The organism is Bradyrhizobium guangdongense, from assembly GCF_004114975.1.
Taxonomy (GTDB): Bacteria; Pseudomonadota; Alphaproteobacteria; order Rhizobiales; family Xanthobacteraceae; genus Bradyrhizobium; species Bradyrhizobium guangdongense.
This window is the reverse complement of the sequence record NZ_CP030051.1, coordinates 688,655-708,108: the sequence shown is the minus strand read 5'-3', so window position 1 is coordinate 708,108 and position 19,454 is coordinate 688,655. Positions and strand designations below refer to the sequence as shown.

Here is a 19,454-nt window from a genome sequence, read left to right as displayed (position 1 = left end):
TAGGGCCGGCTAGTCCGGATCGACAGGGGGCGCGCGGCGCGCCCCTCGCCTTCCCCAGTCTCCAATTTTGGTCTTCCACGTCCCAAAGGAGCGTTTTCACCGACGAGCAGGGCCTTAGGAGAACGCCCGGCAGATCGCGAACGCGAGCTCTCGGCTCGACCGAAACGGAATGGCGACATTCAGCACACCATGATGCCGAGCAAAAGCGGCGAGCATCGCCGCTGCCGTGTCCCAGAACCAGATCGGCAGAGGCTCCTTCGCGTAACGAAGGACCCGGAACAACCGCCGACGAACAGGCTCATGGTCCGGCGAGACCGTCCAGCGGTCGCGCGGCGTCAGCGTGATGATCAGGAGCTTGGCCAGCAGAATGCCGAGAAGCCGCTTTGCTCGGACCATCTCCTCTGGATAACCTTGCGAAGCGGCATAGGTCTCAGTGCCATCCAGCAGAATTCCTCGGGCATAGGCATCGCACAGGCGCTCCTCGCGAAGGGCATACTCGATCCTGCAATCTGCGAGCCGCCGATGTCCGAGTTCGTGGAGCAGAACATAGGCGCCGGCGATATAGGCGAAATCCCGCGCAGCTGCCTGATTCCTATCAGTGATGGTCTGGCCGGGTGCCGGCACATCAGCCGGCCAGTCGAAGTCGGCTGCGGACGCGGCGGCGAGCATGTCGTGGACGTGGCCGAGAGCCCGGTCAAAGGCCGCATCGGCCGCCGCTTGCCCATGTAGCGTCGAGACAAACGCCGGATCGAAATCCCTCCCGTCACGGCGCAACAACCAGATCACCCCGGCATAGGCATCGAGCGCCTTCCAGATAGCAAACCCAGCCAGCCAAAGCGCGTCGAGCGTCTTCTGCGTGATCTGGATAGAGCCGAAAACATGCTAGAGTTCGAAACGCTCGACAGGAACGAGCCGAACTCGATCCGCCTCGTTGCCCCACTCGGCCTTGATCTCGTCGAACCGCTCAGGCGCGGCCCCCTGCAGGAGGAATTCGGCTTCCTTCGAAATGTCAGTCATTGTTGTTTTTACCCTTCTTTACACACGCTTGAGGGGGTCGTCTTGCGTATGTTCTTTATTTGTTCTAAAATTTTTCATGAGCGCCCCCAGACCACCGCAGTCGCCATCGCGCGCCGACGAAATCGACCAACGCGACGACCTCGCACGACGGCGTGCCATCGTCGAATTCAGCCCGGTCTGCCGTCGGATGGGCATTCTAGATCCGGAGTCGGCTGCAGCGGGCCGGGGTCGCGACCGCCTCGGCCGAGCTTCTGCTGACACGAATGCGGGCGAAGGTCGATGACCTTAGCCGCGAACGGGACGCTCTCCGGAGGGCGGCGTCCGCCGAGGAGCCGGTTGGGCGACCGCCGTCACCTTGACTTGCGGGGCGCGCAATACTCATCTGCACCGTTCAGCGTTATGTGGGGTGGCGTCATGGAGCAGGAATTCTATCAAGGTCTCGCCCATCGGGTCCGGAACATCGCTGAGAAGGCCGACCCGTTCACCAGGCGGCGCCTGCTCGACCTCGCCAAACGATACGATGCGAAGGGCGGTCAGACCTCCCGCCCCGCTGCGGCCGAGCGTCCCTTGCCTACACCGCGCACAACACCGCCGGCATCGATCTTCTCCGGACCAGGCGAAGCCTGAAAGCCCGCAGCAGGGTCGCTGACCACTCCCTCTTCGGGCAACGGATCGTCCTCGGTCAGCTTGGTCTCAAGCCGCAGGCTGTTCAGCTTCGCGCTCCGGTGCCTAAACTGCGTGCCACGCATCAGGACGAACCTGAAGCGGCCGGCGATCAGCATCAGCAGGATCGGCGTCAAGGCGCCCCAAGGAATGCCGATGTTCCCCAGCACGCCGTCGGGGCCGAGGCTGAGCGAGCCGAGCGCGATCGGCGTGAGCTCCTTGCGCTTCTCTTCCACCAGTTCGTGCGACGGCAACAGCGAGATCTCGACCCTGTCGGTCTTCAGCCCCGTCGGCGTCATCAGCCGGCCCTTGACCTGCAGGTGGCGGAATTCGTGGTAGGGATCGATCGGCTGCCGTTCCATGTTTAGCGAGAACGAGTAGCCCCAGTCCCAGCCGTCGATCGCGACGACGTAGTCGACGATCTCCTCGCGCGGCTTGCGTCGCTGCTTCCGCTTCACGCGCCTCGAAGACTTCGGTTCGGCGGCCATCCGCTTGACCCGGGCTTGCTGATCCGGACCAAGCTATCCGAGTCGGCCGCGTCGTCGAAGGGGCGGCTACACGAGCCGCCCCTTGTACGGCGCTCTTCCGGAAGGCCGACGCAGCGCTCTGGCCGAGGCCGTAGTCTCTTTGGAGATGGCGCGGCCGAAACGATTGGCCATCTGAGATAGGCCTGACCAGCGGCCCGGCCTAGCCTATGTAGATTTCCTCGCTGATGTTCTAGGCGGCGTCGGCTTTGCTGTTTTTGGAGCGCCCATCTGGCGTTTCCGCCCCCGCTGCGTCGCGACTGCCGGAGAGATCCGGTTGCCGGGGATCTTCACCACCAGCACGCCACGACGAACGCCGTCATCAAGGAAGTCGCCCACGGCCGCCCTGCATAAAGCGCTGATGTGCTGTCCGACGCTTTGGCTCCTCGTCAGATCCAACGCCATCAGCATTCCCAAGGGAACATTCGTGTTCTGGTACGCCGCGGTCTGCTCTCCGTAATTCTCAAGCAGAGCATCGAAGGAGCAATCGTCCGACTCCCGCTTGATCTCGGTGATGATCCGGACGCGCCCCAGATCATGAAAGACATCCGCGCGCCCCGCAGCGACCCCTCTCACTTCGTCGTGCGTGCCCAGCTTGGAGTTACGAAGGAATCGTAAATAGTCCTGCTGCAACTCCTTCTCGAGTGGCGTGCTACCGTCAAGATTCTCGAACAAGTAAGCGCCCGTGGGATCCTGGGCCGCCGTTGCGTCGAGGCGGAATTCGAGAAAGAGCAGCGTCTTCAGGGCGAGCGCCAGGAAGTCCGCCCTGACTTCATCATACTGCGCGAACGTCTCCACTTTCGCGAAGTCGATCCTCACGGATTCGAGGCATTCCATGATCGCGTGGGAGAATTTGCTGCTCTCGATCTCATGAATTCGAGCGACCGCGATCGAGGCCGCGTCGAATGCGCCGAACTCCTTCGCCCTCGCTTGTAGTGCGGCGAGCAGCGGGCTTCCGCTCGTCGCATCAAGAGGGTTTGGCGGCTGCTGCCCCGTGATGTAGTCGTCGACGAGGCCTATCAGCTCGGCCGCAGCCGCCGCCTTGTCGGACGTCGCGTTCTCGGACAGCCACCGGCGCAGAGCCAACGCCTGCGCCTGGTTGTGCAAGAGACTGGACTGAATTCGAGGGGCAACGATTGCCTCGACCCCGCCGGCCCGCTGTCCTCCCAAAATCGTCCTGCTCGCCGTGTACACGGTGAGCAACTCTTCTTCGATGATCTTGATGCCGTCGAGCCAGACGGCTTGGTCGATCTCGTCCGCGAGGCGGGCCAAGCGCATGCCGAGCGAGGCCCATGCGGCGATCTGAGCACCGCGCGATCCCAGCAGCGGGTTGTCGTCGGATCCGTACACGTACGCGGAATGAGCGAACGCCTCTCGCTTCAGCGCGGTTACCCATTCGCCCATCTCAGAGGCTGGACGGCGCTGGTAGAAACCCTCGAGCAGACTGATGGCAATCGAGAAGGCCTTCGCATCGGATCTGGCCTCTCTAGCCGCAGCAGCCGCCTCGAACGAGGCGCGCGCGACACCCATCATCTCCTTGGCTCTCCCTGGGTCTTCCTCCTTCAGCGCCTCACCAACACTGTAAAGACCCAATTCGAAGTTCGCATCGTCCGCCGCTTCTTCGACCCTGACGACGTCCCTCAGAAATTCTAGAATTCCTTGGTGAGGCTCTTCAGAATGAAGAAACCCACCGACCCTGGCCGCGTGTGCCAAATAGAATGGATTGTCGTCCAGACGCGCGCTCGCGATTGCCGACGCAAGCCTGAGTGCCCGGCGCGCCTTGTTTCGCTTCAGTATGAGGGCGCCCATGAGCGAAGCCGTGCGCACGGTGACGGTAGCGCTGCCATCTTGCGAGAGCTTCAGCCAGTGGTCGAAGATCCTTTCCTCCAGATCGTCCGACAGCCGGTTCGTCTGAAGCACTTCGACAAGTGAGTTGAGCCTGAGGTCGTCTTCAACGCGCGCTATCACACGCGCCGCGAACTGCTGCGCGGACGGTTCGTCACCGGCTTCCTCTAAGGCGATCTCGACAAATTCCGCGGAAAATCGGCTGACTGAAATCTCGTCGACCGCCGCAGCAACGACGGAAAGCCCGCCGAAGTCAGCCAGCGTCGGCGAATGCCCCCGCTCGAGCAGGGTCGTCATAGTCTGCTCTAGGGGTTCCATAGCGTCACCAGAGATACTCGTCGCCCTCAGCGTAGCGCAAGTTGCTGCAAGGGACACGCTCTCGGATGGCCGGCTTATCGATGCCGGTGATGAAAATCTGGAGATGGGGCAGCTCGGTCGCGAGTTCCGCCAGGCCCGCGATCAGCTTCTCATAGTCCGGTGCCACCATCTCGTTGGCGCCAGGAGAGTCGACGAGGAGCAAGCCGGGATGACGACCTACGCCCTCGGTCTCGGCGATCTTGAGGATCGCAAGCGTGGCCGCCACCTTGAGACGCACCTTCTCACCGGCCGTTTGGGCCGAGAAGTAGGATTGCTGCCCACCTTTGGTGAGCTTCATGCGGGTGGCGCCGTCGATCGAAAGCTTTTCGAGGTTTTCAATGCCAAACCGCCTGGCATAATCGGTAGTCAGCTCGGAAACGCGCGCCAGTATGGCCTCCTGATCTGGCTTCATCAGATCCTTGGCAACAATCTCTGCCGCCGAGAGGATGTCACGATCGTCGACTTCGGCTTCGCCAGCCACGGCCACCGGACGGCGAAGCTCTTCAATCTGAGCCTCCAGCCTGATGCAGTCGCGTTCAGCTTCCAAATGCGGCTGCGGATCTTCAAGCGCCCGCTCTGCCTCTCGGCATTCCCGCTCCGCCGCAAGCAAACGCCCTTCTTGATCGACTACGTCCTGACCGGCGGCCCGGGCTCGATCGTCTTGCGCTTCCCACTGGGACTTCGCCTCTCCAACCGCCTCGACGAGCCGCTCCTCCTCAGCGGCGATAGCGCCTTCAGCCTGCGGCCGGTCCGGCGTGCCGCAGACCGCGCATACATGCTGCTCCTCGGTCTTCTTCCGATGCTGCTCCGTGATCACTTCGTCGCAACTCGGACAGCATTCCGGCTTCAGCGCACGAAAGATGAAACCTGCGTCTCTCGACTCCTTGAACTCGCGGAGTTCACGCCGGGCACGGTCGTAGCTTTCCTTGGCCGCCGCCGCATCCGCATCGACTGCCGTTCGCAGGACCTTCAGGCGGCGCAACTGCTCCTCGCAAGCAGCATATTTGACGTTTGCGGCCTGAACCGCCTGGCGCAATTCGCGCGCGCTCGGCTTCGACTCGATGCTCTTCCTCGATTCCTCAAGGCTTTTTTCCAGCTCTGCGATCCTCGCCTCGGCCTGGGTTCGGACACGCTTCCGCATCTCGTCGGCCTGCCTCGTCTCATGGCTTAGCCGACCGACCACCGCGGTCAGATCGTTCCGCGTTCCCACCAATGGCATGCCGACAAACATCTGCATCATGCGCAGCGGCATCGCGGCTAGTGGCGTGGATCCGAATAGCGCGCCGGGATCTGGCTCGATCGTCATGGCGGTCGAGAGCCACGGCCAATCGTGATCCTGATCGACCGACTTCCCGTCGCGCACCGTGTGATTTGTGAGCCTTTCAAGTCCGAGTTCACTCATGAAGAACGCGGACATCACCTCTTCGAATTCGTCCTCCGACGCGAAAACGCGGACCGGGATTTCCCGCTCCTCGTCGAACCGGATCAACTTCCCCTCGGACTTCATGGCATCCGAGAGACGCACTTCATATGTCCGCTCGTCGAGGGTGAACCTGAGGTTCACGGTGGCGAACCATTCCTTCATCTCGGAAGGGAGAGACCGCCGTCCGGTTAGACACCATCTCATGATGGACAGAAGCGTCGTCTTGCCCCGCAGATTCCGACCCGACAGGATGGCGTGCAGCCCAGGGCCGAGATCCATCCACTCGAAATCGATGGGCGTCTGCGCGCCCACGGATTTCTGCCCCTTAAACACGACCGACCGAATGGTCAGCCTTCGCGGGATCGCGATTTCTGCCCTGGGCTTGATGTTGTAGCGCTCCAGGACTCGCCTGACGTCGTCTGCGGTCCGCTTCGACTTCGACGCGATGCTCTCGATCCAGTCTCCGCTCGTCTCCTTGGGCTTCCGCCGCTCAGCCATTCGCAGCCTCCAGTGCATCGGCAAGACGCTTGCGGACGCGTTCCGCGATCGTGGGGATCAGATCTCCGCGCCTGGTCTCATGATATTCCTTCTGCTCATGCTGCCGCTGCTTCAGGGCCGCGCCGCCCCTGCCATCGGCCATTTCGAGCACCAGCCGTACCCTGGATTCGTACCAGTGGAATTCCGGTAGCTCGGCAACGATCTGCTCGACCAGCCGGAAGGCCGCTTGGCTCACAACGAAATCGCGATGATTAGTGGCCTTGCCAAGCGGCTTCGTCCGGGGGGTCACCAATCCGCGCGCCTTTAGATGCGCGATCGCTGTATCGATCGGTTCATAGGCCCCGAAATAGTTCCGCAACATCGGGACGCGGCGGAGATCCGGCTCTTCATCGTCGAAGATTCGGCGAGCTGTGTCCAGGTATCGCCTTGTACCCGTCGCTTCGTATTTCGTGAGGAGCTCGTCGGCTAGGTAGTCTGGATAGCGGATCCAGAAATCAAGAGCCTGGAGCTTCACTTCACCGTCGAAGACGCCGACGTCGTTCGGGAAGCTCTCATCCGAAAATGGGTCGGACCCTCTGACCAAGATGAAGAGGAGCCGGAGTGCGTTGCGATAGTAGTCTGCCTTCGCCATCGGGGAGTGGATTCGGCCATGGATGGGGTGACGCGCCGTTTACGTGAGCCTTCAACCTACTGATCTCACGGGTTGAATCTGGACGCAAGCCCTTCATGGGTGGCGTCCAAGCTCACAGACATTTTCGCTTGGCGGCTGCACCGGCTCGAGGCGGCTGGCTTCGTCAAGCAGGGCGGGACTTAGCTTTTGCGGAGCAGCAGGCGTCGTTCAAGCGACCTCGACGACCTGCCCGGTGGTCATGAAGACCAGGAGCCCCCGCTTTGCCTTAGTTTGCTTACGATAGTCGGCTATCTGCTGCCTGTAATGGCCGATGCTGGACGCATGCGGAGCCACGTCGCTCTTCCAATCGACTACGGCGTCGATGGCACCGGTTTCATCGAACGCGATCGCGTCAACCTGGCCGGAGAGCAGGATTTCCCTGCCTTCGTGGGTCTGGGCTCCGAACAGCGGGAGTTCGGGGACGAGGCGCGGCCGTAGCGTCGCGACCTCCGGAAGAGCGAGCGTCCGCAGCACCGTAGAGGCCAGCTCGATGGCGCTTATGCCGTCCTTCGGATCCGCCGCGGGCTCTTGCCCCAATTGGCGGACCAGCTCGGCCGCCCGCGTTTCGAGGTCCGTCCTGGCGTCGGAGGTTTCCCCGGTCAACACCTCTTCGACCAGCTTGTGAAGGATGGTGCCGCGCGTCGAACTGCCGAGGACGGCAGCGGGTTCAAAGAGGGCGCTTTCCGGAAGGTCCCTGCTTTCGATCTTCACTTCGCCCTCGCCCGCCTGGCCGACTTCGCTCCGGCTCGGGCGATGCCAGACCAGGGTCCGGCGCGCGTCGAATATTGCGGTCGCCTCCGCGGCGAAGGTCTCGCGAGACTGGCCGTTCTCCCGGAGCGCGATGTTTCGTTCCTTCACGGTCCCGACGTCATCCGGCTTGATCGCCGGTAGCGCGGCGACGTCCAGATGGACGAGCTTCGCCCAGCACTTGTCCGACAGGCCGGCGGAGTGCCGGGGCAGGACCAACAGGTCGCGCGCCCGGGTCGCGGCCACGTACCAGAGACGCACGCGCTCGCGCCGCTGCTCCTCGTCAGCGCGCGCCTCGATGTCTGCATGGTCCGCCGGGCAGACGCCGAGGATCGGGATCGAGAACAGGTTCTTGGAGCGGTCCTGGACCAAGCCCGATTCGGCCTTGGGCGTGCCGGTCATGTTGATCGGGATGACGATGGGCCATTCGAGGCCCTTGGCCGCGTGGACGGTGATCAGCGAGACTGCTTCCTGCTCGGCGTCGGGCCGGCCCTCGACCTGGCGGACCGCCTCCTCCCAGTTCGCACGCATGTCGCTCGCGAACGCCCGCAGGCCGCGAACATCGTAGGCCCGCGCCATGTCGAGGAAGAGATCGACGTTGGCGATCGCCCGTTCGGCGCCCGCCTTGAACCGCTGCCGGATTTGCGCGCGGACATGGAGCGCCGCGATGGCGTCGGCCAGGAGTACGTACGGCGTCGTGGTACGCACCCGCTTCCGCAGCGACGACAGCTTGGCCAGGACGTCCCTGGCAAGCGCATGAGTCACGCCCCCCGGATCGGTCCGGATCGTGAGCATCGGCAGGCCTTGACGCTCCGGATCGGACGGAAGCGCCTCAGAGATATCGAGTAGTTCGGTTTCGGAAAGACCAACCAGAGGTCCGCGCACCAGCGAGCCGAATGCGAGGGTGTCGCGCGGATCGGCAAGCGCGCGGGTCAGCGCGATCAAATCCTGGATCTCCTGCCGCCGAAAGAATCCTTTGCCTGCCTGGGTCGAGACCGGGATCGCCAGATCCTCAAGCGCCTCCTCGAAGCGCCAGAGTTCGGTGCCAACGGGTGCCAGCAAAGCGATGTCGCCGAACCGGCAGGGCCTCATCTCGCCTGTGCGATGATCGCGGACTTCCAGATTTCCGACCATCCTGTCGCACAGGCCCGCGACCGCGACCGCCTCGGCGTCGCGGATCGCAGCGGCCTTGGGCTTTTCGCCATCGACTACGACGTCCAGTGCGCACACGCCGGGCCGGCCTCCGATCGCAGGATGGATCGGGGAAAGCTCGGAGAATCCCGGCTGCCCGGCTGCGGAAAGAGCCGGCTCGAACCGTGCGTTGACGAAATCGAGGATCGGCTCGAGTGAGCGGAAGTTGGCGGTGATCTTGATCTGCGAACCGGCGTCCACCGCCGAACGAGCGGCGATGTAGGCGTTCACGTCGGCGCCGCGGAAACGGTAGATCGCCTGTTTGGGATCGCCGACCATGAACAGGCTGCCGGGGCGCAGCGGACGAGCCAAGGCGCCGCCGCCGACGCAATCATTCCCGCAGATCAGCCACAGGATCTCCGTCTGCAGCGGATCGGTGTCCTGGAATTCATCGACCATGACGTGCCGAAAACGCTGTGACAGGGCCTGTCTCACCGGTTCGTGGTCGCGCAGCAGGTCGCGCGCGGTGTAGAGCAGGTCGTCGAAGTCCAGCAGCGCGGCCCCCTGCTTGTATTCGCGCCAATCCTCTAGGAGCCCCTGCGCCTCCTCGCACAGCCTCCCCAGCAGTTCGCCGGCGACGGCTCCAAGCAATGCCTCCAGGGCGTCGTGACAGGCAGTGTATCGAGGGAGGATCGCATCGAACGCAGCGGTTCCGTTGGCCTTTGACAGGCCCGCCTTTGCGGCGGCATCCTGCCACTTCGTCTTCGTCTGCAAGACCCTTCGCCCGCCCGCTTGGGTGAAGCAGCTTTCGTCGCGCTCAAAATCGAGCGTAGCGATCAGGGCGGCGTTGCTCGGCGCGCGCTCGGCCAGTCCGGAGCCGCTCAGTAGATGGGCGAGAACACGCAACGCCCGACATGCTGCCGCCGTCTTCTCCTCGGCGTATGCGTAGCCGCGAAGGTCCGTTTCGAACTGCTCTGCCGCCTTTGCGAAATTCCCCATGATCCGGGAAGACCATGCCGTCCGCGCGCAGCTGGCGTCCCTATTCTTGCGCAGGAACTGCACCACCTCCTCGATGAGCTTCAGCCCGGCGGTCTCGTTTGCAAGGATGATCTGGGCGACCAGTCCATCGCCGGCATCGCCGGACAGTCTTCCCTTCAACCAGGCATCGTAGCGCTCGCTGAAGGCCAGATCTGCTTCGGTGGGATCGACAATGTCGGCACCGGGGTCGATGCCAGCCTCGGCCGGATAAGGCTTAATCAGCGCCTGCGCGAAGCCGTGGATGGTACTGCATGTGAGTTGATCGAAGGACTGGCAGGCGCGATAGATGTTCGCCTTCTCTGCTTCGGGAACGCCTCCCGGAAACGCTTGGGCCAAGTCGCGAGGCACCTCGCCGTTGGCAAGCGCCATCGTGAACTTCTCGATCCGGAGACGGAGCTCACTAGCGGCAAACTCGGTGAACGTGATGGCGGCAATGCTCTTCGGAGCGACGCCGCGCGCGAACAACACCGCGACCCGGCCGGCCATGATCGACGTCTTGCCCGAACCGGCGCCTGCTTCCACCAGCAGGGTTCGGTCGACGGCCGTCAGCGCGGTGAGGCGCGCCGCGAGATCCGGGATGATCTTCATGGCTCCCCCCATACCGCTGCGGCGGGCCCTAAGGCGGTTACCGCCAGTGGCAACTTGCGTGGCAGGTACCCCGCGTTGGCCGGCAGCACGAAGGCATGGTCGTTGTAGTCGCTTGCGGCGTCCTCCCCTGGAGGAGCCACGCCCCCCAGCATTGCGGTGCGGGAGGCAACGGCTGCGGTCGACACCTTCGCCAAGGCTCCATCGAGGTCCGCCAACGGGAACAGCGCCTGATCGCCTTCGGGGGCGTTCGGATAGAGCAGCGAGGCCTCTATCGTCACGCCGTTGCCGAGCAGCGTCTTGACCGCGAAGGCGTAGAGACACCGCTGGAGTTCGGCACCTCCCTTGATGACCACCTCGTCCATCTTCTTGGAGAGCTTGCCTGTCTTGTAGTCCGTGACGCGTGCGCGCGCGCCGTCGCCCGACAGGTCGAGGCGGTCGATCTGTCCTTCGACCAGCAAACCGGTCCCCGGGATCTCGACAGGGGCGCCCAGCGACCAGGGCAGCTCGCGGCCCTCGCTCTTCGGGTCGACCTTTCCGAATGGGATTTCGCACCAAGTCTTCTGGTTCGGTAGGGGCTCCAGTCCGTACGCGAGCGCTGCAGCCGCGAGCGCATGCCCGCGTGCTGCGGCATTGCGCCAGATTACGTCGGGCGGGACTGGTTGGGCGCTCTCCCACAGGGCGACGGCGCGCTCGCTGGCGCCGACAAGCGCAGCTTCAATCTGTGCCTGTTCAGCCGCGGCAATCCCGCCATTTCCTTCCAGTTGTTCAACTGCGTCGCGAAGCACCGCATGGACGAAATTTCCGAAGGCGTTCGCTTCCAGAGTCAGTGGCTCGTCTGCATCCTCCGGGGCCTTCCAACCGAGAGCGTAGCGCCAGACGAAGCGGATCGGATCCCGCAACAGCAATTTCAGCGAGGTCGCCGACAACGGCCGCTCTAGCAATTTCTTCAATCGCGCGTGCCCCGCCGCGATTAAGCCGTCGTGCGCCGTGATCTCGCTACGATGCCAGTCTCGCCAGCACGACAATCCCGAAATGGCGATCGGCAAGGTCGAGAACTCGGAGGGACGAGCCAGAAGGCGATCAGCTTCGCTGAAGGCGTGCTCGGGGGCGCCGGCGCGATCGAGATATGTCTCCGGATCCGGAAGGTCGGAGATGATCGGCGAGCGGCCGAGCATGCGACCCTCCGCGTCGCGTCGGCTGAAGGAGATGGCAACGCTGTGCGCCGTGCCTACGATCGTCTTGATATCGCGCTTGTCGCCATCAGCAACCGGCAAAGGATCAAGCTGGTCGATCGGCAACACGTGATCCGGGATGAGCCTATCCTCCGAAATCCGCCGCGGCCAGCGTCCAGCGTTCAACCCCAGCAACCACACGTGCGGTCGCGGTGCAGAGGCCGATGCGATTGCCGACGTCCAGATGGCGTTAGCGGCGGGCTCGATACCGTCCTCGATGCGCAATCCGGCCAATGTAACAGACAGAGCCTGCGCTGGTCCCTCGCGCAACGCCCGACGCCACAGCGATCTCTGAACGCCAGTCAGCAAGGTTTCGCCAGCCAACTCGGCCGCATCGGTGCCCTGACCCAGCAGCCTGATCACCTCCAAGACGTCGGCAGTCCGGTTCTTGCCGTCCGGCCAATCCGAGTCCTCCGCTTGCTTCAGCACCCTTTCCCAGCGCTCCGCCGAGGTCAGCGGGGCGTCGACCGGAAGAACTCGCATCCAGCCGGCAGGCAAGTCGCTGAGCGACCCCCCTCGCATAAGCGAGAACAGGCGCCGTACCCGTTCCTGAGACAGCCCCTTCGTCAGCACCTCCGCCAAAGCCGCGGTCGCCTGACCGTCGGCGCCGGTCAGCGCCTTTATTCCGTGCACGAAATGGATCGGGATATTGGCGTCCCGGGACGTCGAGAATACGTGGTCGTCGTAGTCCCCCGGACTGGCCGCCACGATGGCGATGTCCGAGGCCGATATTCCTTTAGCCAGCAGCGCCCTCATCCAGCGGAAAGCCTCGCCGACCTCATGAATCGGATTCGCACAGGAGAAGACCCGCGGTTGTGGATCGGTCCCCGGCGCGGCCAACACGTCGACTTTCGTGCTCTTCAGCCAATCCGGCACATGTCTCGGACCGGCGGTCCATGACACCGGAATGATCTCCGCAAGCGCGATCAGGAGGGGCCGCCAGCACGGCGACATTTCGCTATGCCCTTGGACTTCCAGAGCGCCGACTACGACCGGGGCATGACCCATGCGTCGCAGCGCCATCTCGACCAGATCACACGGGCGCTTCATCGATGCGGGCAAGCGGTCGATGACTGCCTGCTCCAGCGCGGCCAACGCGTCGGTTCGAGGATGGCCGACCTTCGACAGAACAATCCCGGCACGCCAGGCCTTGTCGAAGGTGGAGCAGACGGCGGCCGCCATTCCCGGCAGACCCTTGATGGGCTCGAGTTCGCCCATCACGATGTCCGGGAGCGCGGCGCCGATGACTTCCGTGAGGACGTTCAGATCGACCGGTTGGAGGAGGCCCCCGGCAAGCCTCGCGGCGAGCTGCCCCATGGTCATGACCTGCACGCCGGCTTCGTTCCGACGCGCAGCATCGACCCGCACCATGTGACCGGCGAGAGTCGTATGGACGACCACCGTTCTGCGCACTTGCATCTGCCGACGAAAAGCCTCGCGCTAGGTGCGCCCGGAGAATTATTGGGCGCAGCCTGAATCCTTGAAAAAACGCGCGATGCTCTCACGGGTTGAGTCTTTCAGCAACTTCGCTCAAGCGCGAAGGTGCTGGTTTCCACCATTTTCAAGGAATCCATGTCGCGGTAAGAAAATGCCGCTCCTCTCGCCGGACCTCCGATCTCCGCGTTCCGTCAGCGCAGAGTCTTGGCGATCGCCGTGGCCGTGCCGACGAACTGTCCGTTCTGAAGAGCCCACTGCTTCTGGGCGAGCGTCTCCGGTACGAAGTCCTGAAACTTGCCTGCTCGTACGTTCTTCACAAAAGCTGCGACGTCCATGGGGTCGAGTGCGGACATGCTGCCGAGCTTCTCGAGAATGGGCAGCATCTCTGCCGACGTAGTCTTTGGGACGGTCACCCCCAAATCGTGGATGCCGCACTCCAAGCCGGCCATTCCGAGCGCGGCGCCGAAAACGGCGGTCGTCTGCGAGCTCCTCCAGACGAAGAGGTGGAGGTCGCGCTCTTCCTGGATGACGGAGCGCCGATCGAGATCGAGCGCCCGGAAGGTATCGCGCCCTTCCGCCAAGAGTTCTTGGGCTGCCTTATCCAGGTATTCCGGAACATCGTTGTCGAGGTAGACCGCTCTCATCTCGGCCAACAGTCGGTCATGCGCGGGCTCGCCACTGGACGGCTCGAACCGTGGCACCATGCCTCCCGGGTGCGGGGCCACGGACAGGACCTTTCCGCCTTCGTCGACGTCGAGAACGATCCACCGCTGCCCGGCGAATACCACCAGGCTGTCCTTGTGAACCGGAAAGGAAATCGGGAGAGCGCCGAGCGTGCGCCCCGCCGCCGTGAGGCGCCATTCCTCCGAGCTCTCGAACACGGCGAAAAAGTCCCGCGACTGCACGATCTTCTCGCCCTCAGAACCCAGCATCAGAACGCCGTCCGGAGCCTGCTCGAGCATCCGGACCTCAGGTGATCCAAGATGACGCAGCAGCTGTGCGAAATCGGCCGGTTCGATCGAATCGAATGGCCCCGGTCCGCACAGCAGATCGAACAACGGCTTCGCACGGATGCCGCCCCGCTCGGCTATAACGGACAGAACCTGATGGATCAGAGTGGAGACCGTCTCCGGACTGGGCGCGGCGGGCTCGACGAACCCGGCCAGCAGCAAGCGGACCACGGCCACCGATCGGATGGTGTTCGAACGCAATTGGTCGAGAATACTGGACTTGACGTCGACATAGGGCTCGCGAACGTACACCCGGAGGATCGAGGGGGTGCCGCGCCGCCGGCCCGTTCGCCCGAGACGCTGCCGCAGCGATGACAGAGAGCGAGGGGCGCCGATCTGCGCGACCGATTTGACGGAACCGATATCGACGCCAAGCTCCAGGGTCGACGTGCAGACCGCGGTTGTCGGTAGACTTCCATCCTTCAGGCGGATTTCGAGATCTTCCCGGAAGGTCTTCGAGAGACTGCCGTGGTGAGGATAGAACTCATTCGGGACCCCCGCCTTTTCGCATCGGCGCCTGAGTCGATCCGCCGCCGACTCGACCGTGCGACGAGAACCGCCAAAGACCAGATTGTTTGTCCCACGCAGGGTCGGAAACAAATGGTCACAAATCGCGTCCAACGCGATTCGCCTGGGCGCCTGGACGTCTTGACCGGATCCTTCGGCATGATCGGGGTCGTCGAGATCCGGCGGCTCGACGTAGCCACGTATCTGGAGCCTCAACTCGGGCGCGTCAGCCTTTGCCAAGAGGAGATCAACGGTCTGCGGAGCCGTCGGACGAAGCCAGGCCATAGCTTGATTGAGATCGCCGATAGTAGCCGATAGTCCGACTCTGCGAGCCGGCTTCTGAGCCATCGCGTCGAGGCGTTTCAGCAGGCTGGCGACGTGCAGCCCCCGAGGCCCCTGCAGGAAAGCGTGGAGCTCGTCCACGACGATGAAGTCGGCCGCTCCGAAAAGGCGAGCCGCATCGCCCGGACGCCGGGTCAGCATCGCCTCGATGGACTCAGGTGTTATCAGCACGATGCCGGAAGGCTTCGCGATGGCCTTCTTCTTCTCCGCCTGGGATGCGTCCCCGTGCCATTTGACGACAGGGATCTCCATCGCTTCGCATAGCTCGTCCAGCCGCCGAAACTGGTCGTTGATCAACGCCTTCAGAGGGCTGACGTAGACGGCGGAGAACCCGCCGCCCTTCCTTTCCGCGATCAAGGTCAAGATCGGAAGGAATGCCGCCTCGGTTTTTCCAGCTGCGGTCGCAGCAGCTATTACGACATCCCCGGTCCCATCCAGAATGGTCCCGATGGCTCGCGCTTGAATCTCGCGAAGCTCGTCCCAACCTTGGTCGCGAATCCAGCGGCGGATCTTCGGGTGGAGCCGATCGTAGGCCCCTTCAGCTGCCGATCCGGAGATTGGTGAGTTCATCGCCCTCCCCTCCGACTGGCTGCGCCTCCTCCTCGGTGGCGGCGATATCCGGCGCATCGGGCGCGATCTGGATCCCGCCGATCAGGTCCTGCCAGCGTGCGCCAGGATTCTGTTCGAGAACGGCGAGCATTTGCACGAATGCTCGGACGGTCGTGCGCGGCGTTTTGAAATACGCCTCCCCGATGCGGCGATTGCAGTGGTCCATGAAAGTGGTCAATGCCTCGTCCGGTACCAGGAACTTCGCCGGGTCCCCGCCAGCGAAGACGTTCCGGATGTTGGATAGCAGCACGAGAAGATCCTCCGGTGTGAGGCTCTGCAGCCGGATGACCGGTCCGCTATAGTCGACCAGCCCGTTCGCGGCGAAGCGGTTTTCGGACAAGCGCGATTGAAGCGCTTCGTAGCTGTAGAGGCCGCGCCGAGTATCGAGGAGAAATTCCGGCGTCCCGCACATCATGAAGCCGATGCCGGCAGTATTGCCCTGCAGAGCGTCGTTCACGATGCGAAGGATCTCCTCGAAGTTTTGATTGCGAGCCTGGGAATTCTGCAGCTTGTAGATGTTGACCATCTCGTCGAACATCACGACCAGGCCGGCATATCCAGCCAACCGCGTCAGACAAGCGAGAGCTTTCAGCGAGTCGTAGACGTTGTCGTCGTCGATGATGGTCCTCACCCCGAGGGCCTGACGGGCTTCCGTCTTGGTCGAGAACTCCCCCCGGAGCCACCTCAAGGCCGCAGTTTTCAAGGACTCGTCGGAATGTTCGCTGCCGCGCCAGTACGCCTTCAGCACTACGGCGAAATCGTATCCCCCCACGAAATCCTGAATTGGAGCGAGCTTCTGATCGATCACGGTTTCGACGGGCAGCTGCCGATCGGCGGCCTCCTTGACGGAATCCGTGACCAGCCTCTCGACCACCGGCCCCAGCGCGCCGCCGTCCGGCTTCGTGCGAGTGGCCATGTTACGAATGGCCTCGGAGTACAGTGCCCGCGCCTGTCCGCCGCTCGCGTGAATACGTCTATCGGGCGCAAGATCGGCATGGACAGTGACGCACTTCCGCTCCAACGCGATGAGACGGATGAGGTTGGCAAAGAAGGTCTTGCCGGCCCCGTATTCGCCGATCACGAAGCGCACGCCGGCCCCGCCGTCCGAGATGCGTTGAATGTCGCGCACCAGCGCAGAAATCTCCGCAGCACGACCGACCTGGATGTGCGGGAGTCCTATGCGCGGCACCACGCCGGCGGCGAGCGCCTGGATGATGGTGTCTCGATCCTTCGCCTTGATGGGGCGTGCAGTTGGTGGATTCATGCCGCTTCTCTCAGTTCAGCCAGCCTCTTGCGGATGTGCTCTATCATCACGACGTCATGGCCGTCCTCGATGATCGCCTCTTCGAACTGGTCGAAGGCCCAATCGTTGATCCGCTCGATTGCACCATCCGGGAGCAGCTTGAGATCTTTCGCACGCTGCTCGAACTCGCTCCGCGGCAGAGATCCCCTGATCTCCAGAAGCTCGACCAGTTCGGTATGGGCGGCGTCGAGACCGTCGAGCGAGCCCGTTGCAACAGGCGCGACCGCGGCCGGCTCGGGCGGGGAAGGCACATCTTCCTCGAAGATGTTCGCCAAGAGCGCGGACACGGTTTGAGTCTCGCGTTGCGTTCGCGCGAGCCGAGCGGCATCTATGCGGATGGTCAATGCCGGCGTTGCCTCCGCCTCCGGCCTGGTCGACTCGGGCAAGGCAGCTGGCGGCTTCTCCGAGACGGGTATCGGAACCCCCTCGGCGCGGACCTCTTGTGAAATGGCAACGGGCTCGTCGGCTCCCTGTTGCGGACTTGACCGGTGCAGGGCGGAATACACCCGCTCCTTCGGAAGCCCGAGCGCCTTATGGAGTCGCTCCAGGAACCGCACTTCGTCGGCATCGACGCTGTCGTTTCCAGCGATGATCGCGAGTGCGGCGTCGGCGATGGCCGTGCGCTCATCTGGGCTGCGCTCGCCGAGCTTGCGCATCACCCGGTCCTGTTTGGGCGGACTGTTGAACACGGTCGCGGCGTAGGCGATCAGCCTCGCCTGCTCGATCGGGGACAGGCCCGGCGCATCTCGAACGCCCGCAACCACGCGCTTCAACTCGTCGGCCGAGGCATCTCCGTCAGCCGCCGCGGCAAGCACGGCCACCTCCACTTGGGCCTTCACGGCTCTGTAGCCAGGCCGTTCGGCATCGACCTTTCCGCCGCCATCCGCCTTGAAAATGATTACCTGGTCGTCGAGTTGGGGAACGCCACTACCATAGCGGCGATCAGGCTCGATCGCGATGTCGATGCGGTCCAAAGCCGAACCGAGCTGGTCTGCAAGCCCGGGCGTTACTTTGCCATTGGCCGGCATATCGAAACCAGCCGCCTCAAGCATATTGCGCATCTTTGTGCTGGCGCGCTTATGCTCGCCCATCGAGCGATGCATCTTTTGGCCGAAGAGATGAATGCGTCCATTTGCCGGGTCGCGCTGCAGAGGCTCCGGCAGCAAAAGTGCGGCTTGCATGGATTCGCGGGAATCCGGGCGCCGTCCCACGAACCTGCTGAAGCTGTCGAGTTCGTCAGTGCACTCCTGGACCATCCTCTTCAGATCGTCCTGAGCCTTCCCTAAGACCTGGCAAATGTCCGGATACCGCTCATGGCTGCCCGCTATGGGAACCTCGAACGCGTTGCTGGCGGCCTTGTAGCTGAGGCGGATGTTGCCGGCAGCTCGAAGCGCCAGGCCGTTGGGATAGCGCTCGTTGAATCGATGACGAAAGAGCCGTCCAAACTCGTCGAAGCACCGGACTGCTGGCGTCCGGAGATAGACGTCCGGAATTGCGAGGACCCACAGCAACGCATCATCCGGTCCGAGGGCTCCCTTCTGCTGAAGCGCCCGCCCCAAGTGTAACCGGGTGGCTACGTCCATTTCGGAAGATACGGCCCGTTCGGAGGAAGGGGTTGGCGACGTGATCGGGATATCGGCGGCTATTCTCGCATAGCTCAAAAAGCGGGTGGCGTAGCCGCGGAAAGAGTTGTTGTCCGCGTAGACGATCAGCAGCCGCTGCACCTCCTCAATTAGAACAGGCAAGGACGAGGAATCCGCATCGATGAAGGCGCGGTGCTCCAAGCCGTAGAAGAAAAGGAAGACGTGCCCTACACCATAAGCTCGGCTGCTGCGCCCTTCGGCCATCCAGTTAATGAACGCCTTGCGAGCCGCAGGTGTGATGTCAGCATAGGAGGGCCAATATGGCATCGAGCTTCCCTCGATGTCCGGCCGAGCTGCACTTGCGGAAAGCTTAGGATTGATCGCGTACTGATCCGTTGTGCGCCGATCGTCCAACTGGACGAAATCGCCCAGATAGAACAATCCGCCTGCGATCTGTGAGCCCTGCACGACGACAGACTCCGAAGGACCCACCCACCGCGCAGGAGTCCGCTTCGACGTCGCTCGGTTCATCGGTGCGGCAGTTGAACCCCGCTCGGTTTGCGCAGGTATTGGCGGGGGAGCCTTACCTGAAAATAGCGCCCGTGAGCCGATCGACCAAATCAGGAGGATCGCCCCGGCAACGATCGCAAACGCTGCGATGGCCGCGCCATGCTGCTGGACGAAGTGATACGCCTCGCTCAGAGCCCAGAAAATGAGGCCCAGCACGACGAGTATACCCATTCCAAGGGAATTGCTGTTGCGTCGCCCCATCGCTCAATTCGTGATGCTATCGGTCCCGCTGAACGCGGCTCCGTGCAGAAAGTCCCATGGAGTTGCTGGCGGTCGCAAGTGCAATCGCGGCAGGTTCCTCGCGTTTCCACGCCTTTCCATAAGCGCGACCATAGTATCGTGTTGACTTAGCAGCGGGAT

The 19,454-nt window shown here is 63.1% G+C and carries 12 protein-coding genes; 1 reads left to right on the top strand and 11 read right to left on the bottom strand.

Annotation, left to right across the window (positions count from 1 at the left end):
• Positions 1-114 precede the first annotated feature (114 nt).
• Both X265_RS03320 and X265_RS41895 read right to left on the bottom strand, forming a co-directional pair.
• On the bottom strand, positions 115-816 hold the full coding sequence (locus X265_RS03320; protein ID WP_244659389.1) for a phage exclusion protein Lit family protein: 702 nt from the start codon (positions 814-816) through the stop codon (positions 115-117).
• A 66-nt stretch (positions 817-882) separates the two neighbouring features.
• Entirely contained in the window at positions 883-1,017 is a 135-nt protein-coding gene (locus tag X265_RS41895; protein WP_283814999.1) for a hypothetical protein, read from the bottom strand.
• A gap of 414 nt (positions 1,018-1,431) precedes the next feature.
• Between X265_RS41895 and X265_RS41150 the strand changes: the two genes are divergently transcribed.
• On the top strand, positions 1,432-1,644 hold the full coding sequence (locus X265_RS41150) for a hypothetical protein (protein ID WP_128969119.1): 213 nt from the start codon (positions 1,432-1,434) through the stop codon (positions 1,642-1,644).
• Here the strand turns inward: X265_RS41150 and X265_RS03310 are convergent.
• From X265_RS03310 to X265_RS03270, 9 genes are all read right to left on the bottom strand, one after another.
• Positions 1,551-2,138: a hypothetical protein gene (locus X265_RS03310; protein WP_188637409.1), complete on the bottom strand. Its 588-nt coding sequence runs from the start codon at positions 2,136-2,138 to the stop codon at positions 1,551-1,553. The genes X265_RS41150 and X265_RS03310 overlap by 94 nt on opposite strands.
• 234 nt (positions 2,139-2,372) lie before the next feature.
• On the bottom strand, positions 2,373-4,346 hold the full coding sequence (locus X265_RS03305) for a hypothetical protein (protein WP_128963633.1): 1,974 nt from the start codon (positions 4,344-4,346) through the stop codon (positions 2,373-2,375).
• Between the two features lie 25 nt (positions 4,347-4,371).
• Positions 4,372-6,327, bottom strand: coding sequence for an AAA family ATPase (locus X265_RS03300; RefSeq protein WP_128963632.1), 1,956 nt, complete (start codon positions 6,325-6,327; stop codon positions 4,372-4,374).
• Positions 6,320-6,958, bottom strand: coding sequence for a hypothetical protein (locus X265_RS03295; RefSeq protein ID WP_128963631.1), 639 nt, complete (start codon positions 6,956-6,958; stop codon positions 6,320-6,322). The genes X265_RS03300 and X265_RS03295 overlap by 8 nt, the downstream gene beginning before the upstream one ends.
• A gap of 207 nt (positions 6,959-7,165) precedes the next feature.
• Complete coding sequence (locus X265_RS03290) at positions 7,166-10,501, bottom strand: UvrD-helicase domain-containing protein (RefSeq protein WP_128963630.1); 3,336 nt, start codon at positions 10,499-10,501, stop codon at positions 7,166-7,168.
• Positions 10,498-13,152: a PD-(D/E)XK nuclease family protein gene (locus tag X265_RS03285; RefSeq protein WP_128963629.1), complete on the bottom strand. Its 2,655-nt coding sequence runs from the start codon at positions 13,150-13,152 to the stop codon at positions 10,498-10,500. The genes X265_RS03290 and X265_RS03285 overlap by 4 nt, the downstream gene beginning before the upstream one ends.
• A 209-nt stretch (positions 13,153-13,361) precedes the next feature.
• Positions 13,362-15,599, bottom strand: coding sequence for a DEAD/DEAH box helicase (locus X265_RS03280; RefSeq protein WP_128963628.1), 2,238 nt, complete (start codon positions 15,597-15,599; stop codon positions 13,362-13,364).
• Positions 15,568-16,902 carry an ATP-binding protein gene (locus X265_RS03275; RefSeq protein ID WP_128963627.1) on the bottom strand — a complete coding sequence of 445 codons (1,335 nt, stop codon included), beginning with the start codon at positions 16,900-16,902 and terminating at the stop codon, positions 15,568-15,570. Before X265_RS03275 ends, X265_RS03280 begins: the two co-directional genes overlap by 32 nt.
• On the bottom strand, positions 16,899-19,295 hold the full coding sequence (locus tag X265_RS03270; RefSeq protein ID WP_128963626.1) for a TerB N-terminal domain-containing protein: 2,397 nt from the start codon (positions 19,293-19,295) through the stop codon (positions 16,899-16,901). The genes X265_RS03275 and X265_RS03270 overlap by 4 nt, the downstream gene beginning before the upstream one ends.
• Positions 19,296-19,454 lie beyond the last annotated feature (159 nt).

What these genes read in the sequence shown, in the direction of transcription:
- X265_RS41895 (WP_283814999.1), bottom strand. Translation starts at nt 1,017, where the DNA reads ATGACTGACATTTCGAAGGAAGCCGAATTCCTCCTGCAGGGGGCCGCG.
- X265_RS41150 (WP_128969119.1), top strand. Translation starts at nt 1,432, where the DNA reads ATGGAGCAGGAATTCTATCAAGGTCTCGCCCATCGGGTCCGGAACATC.
- X265_RS03305 (WP_128963633.1), bottom strand. Translation starts at nt 4,346, where the DNA reads ATGACGACCCTGCTCGAGCGGGGGCATTCGCCGACGCTGGCTGACTTC.
- X265_RS03300 (WP_128963632.1), bottom strand. Translation starts at nt 6,327, where the DNA reads ATGGCTGAGCGGCGGAAGCCCAAGGAGACGAGCGGAGACTGGATCGAG.
- X265_RS03295 (WP_128963631.1), bottom strand. Translation starts at nt 6,958, where the DNA reads ATGGCGAAGGCAGACTACTATCGCAACGCACTCCGGCTCCTCTTCATC.
- X265_RS03290 (WP_128963630.1), bottom strand. Translation starts at nt 10,501, where the DNA reads ATGAAGATCATCCCGGATCTCGCGGCGCGCCTCACCGCGCTGACGGCC.
- X265_RS03285 (WP_128963629.1), bottom strand. Translation starts at nt 13,152, where the DNA reads ATGCAAGTGCGCAGAACGGTGGTCGTCCATACGACTCTCGCCGGTCAC.
- X265_RS03280 (WP_128963628.1), bottom strand. Translation starts at nt 15,599, where the DNA reads ATGAACTCACCAATCTCCGGATCGGCAGCTGAAGGGGCCTACGATCGG.
- X265_RS03275 (WP_128963627.1), bottom strand. Translation starts at nt 16,902, where the DNA reads ATGAATCCACCAACTGCACGCCCCATCAAGGCGAAGGATCGAGACACC.
- X265_RS03270 (WP_128963626.1), bottom strand. Translation starts at nt 19,295, where the DNA reads ATGGGGCGACGCAACAGCAATTCCCTTGGAATGGGTATACTCGTCGTG.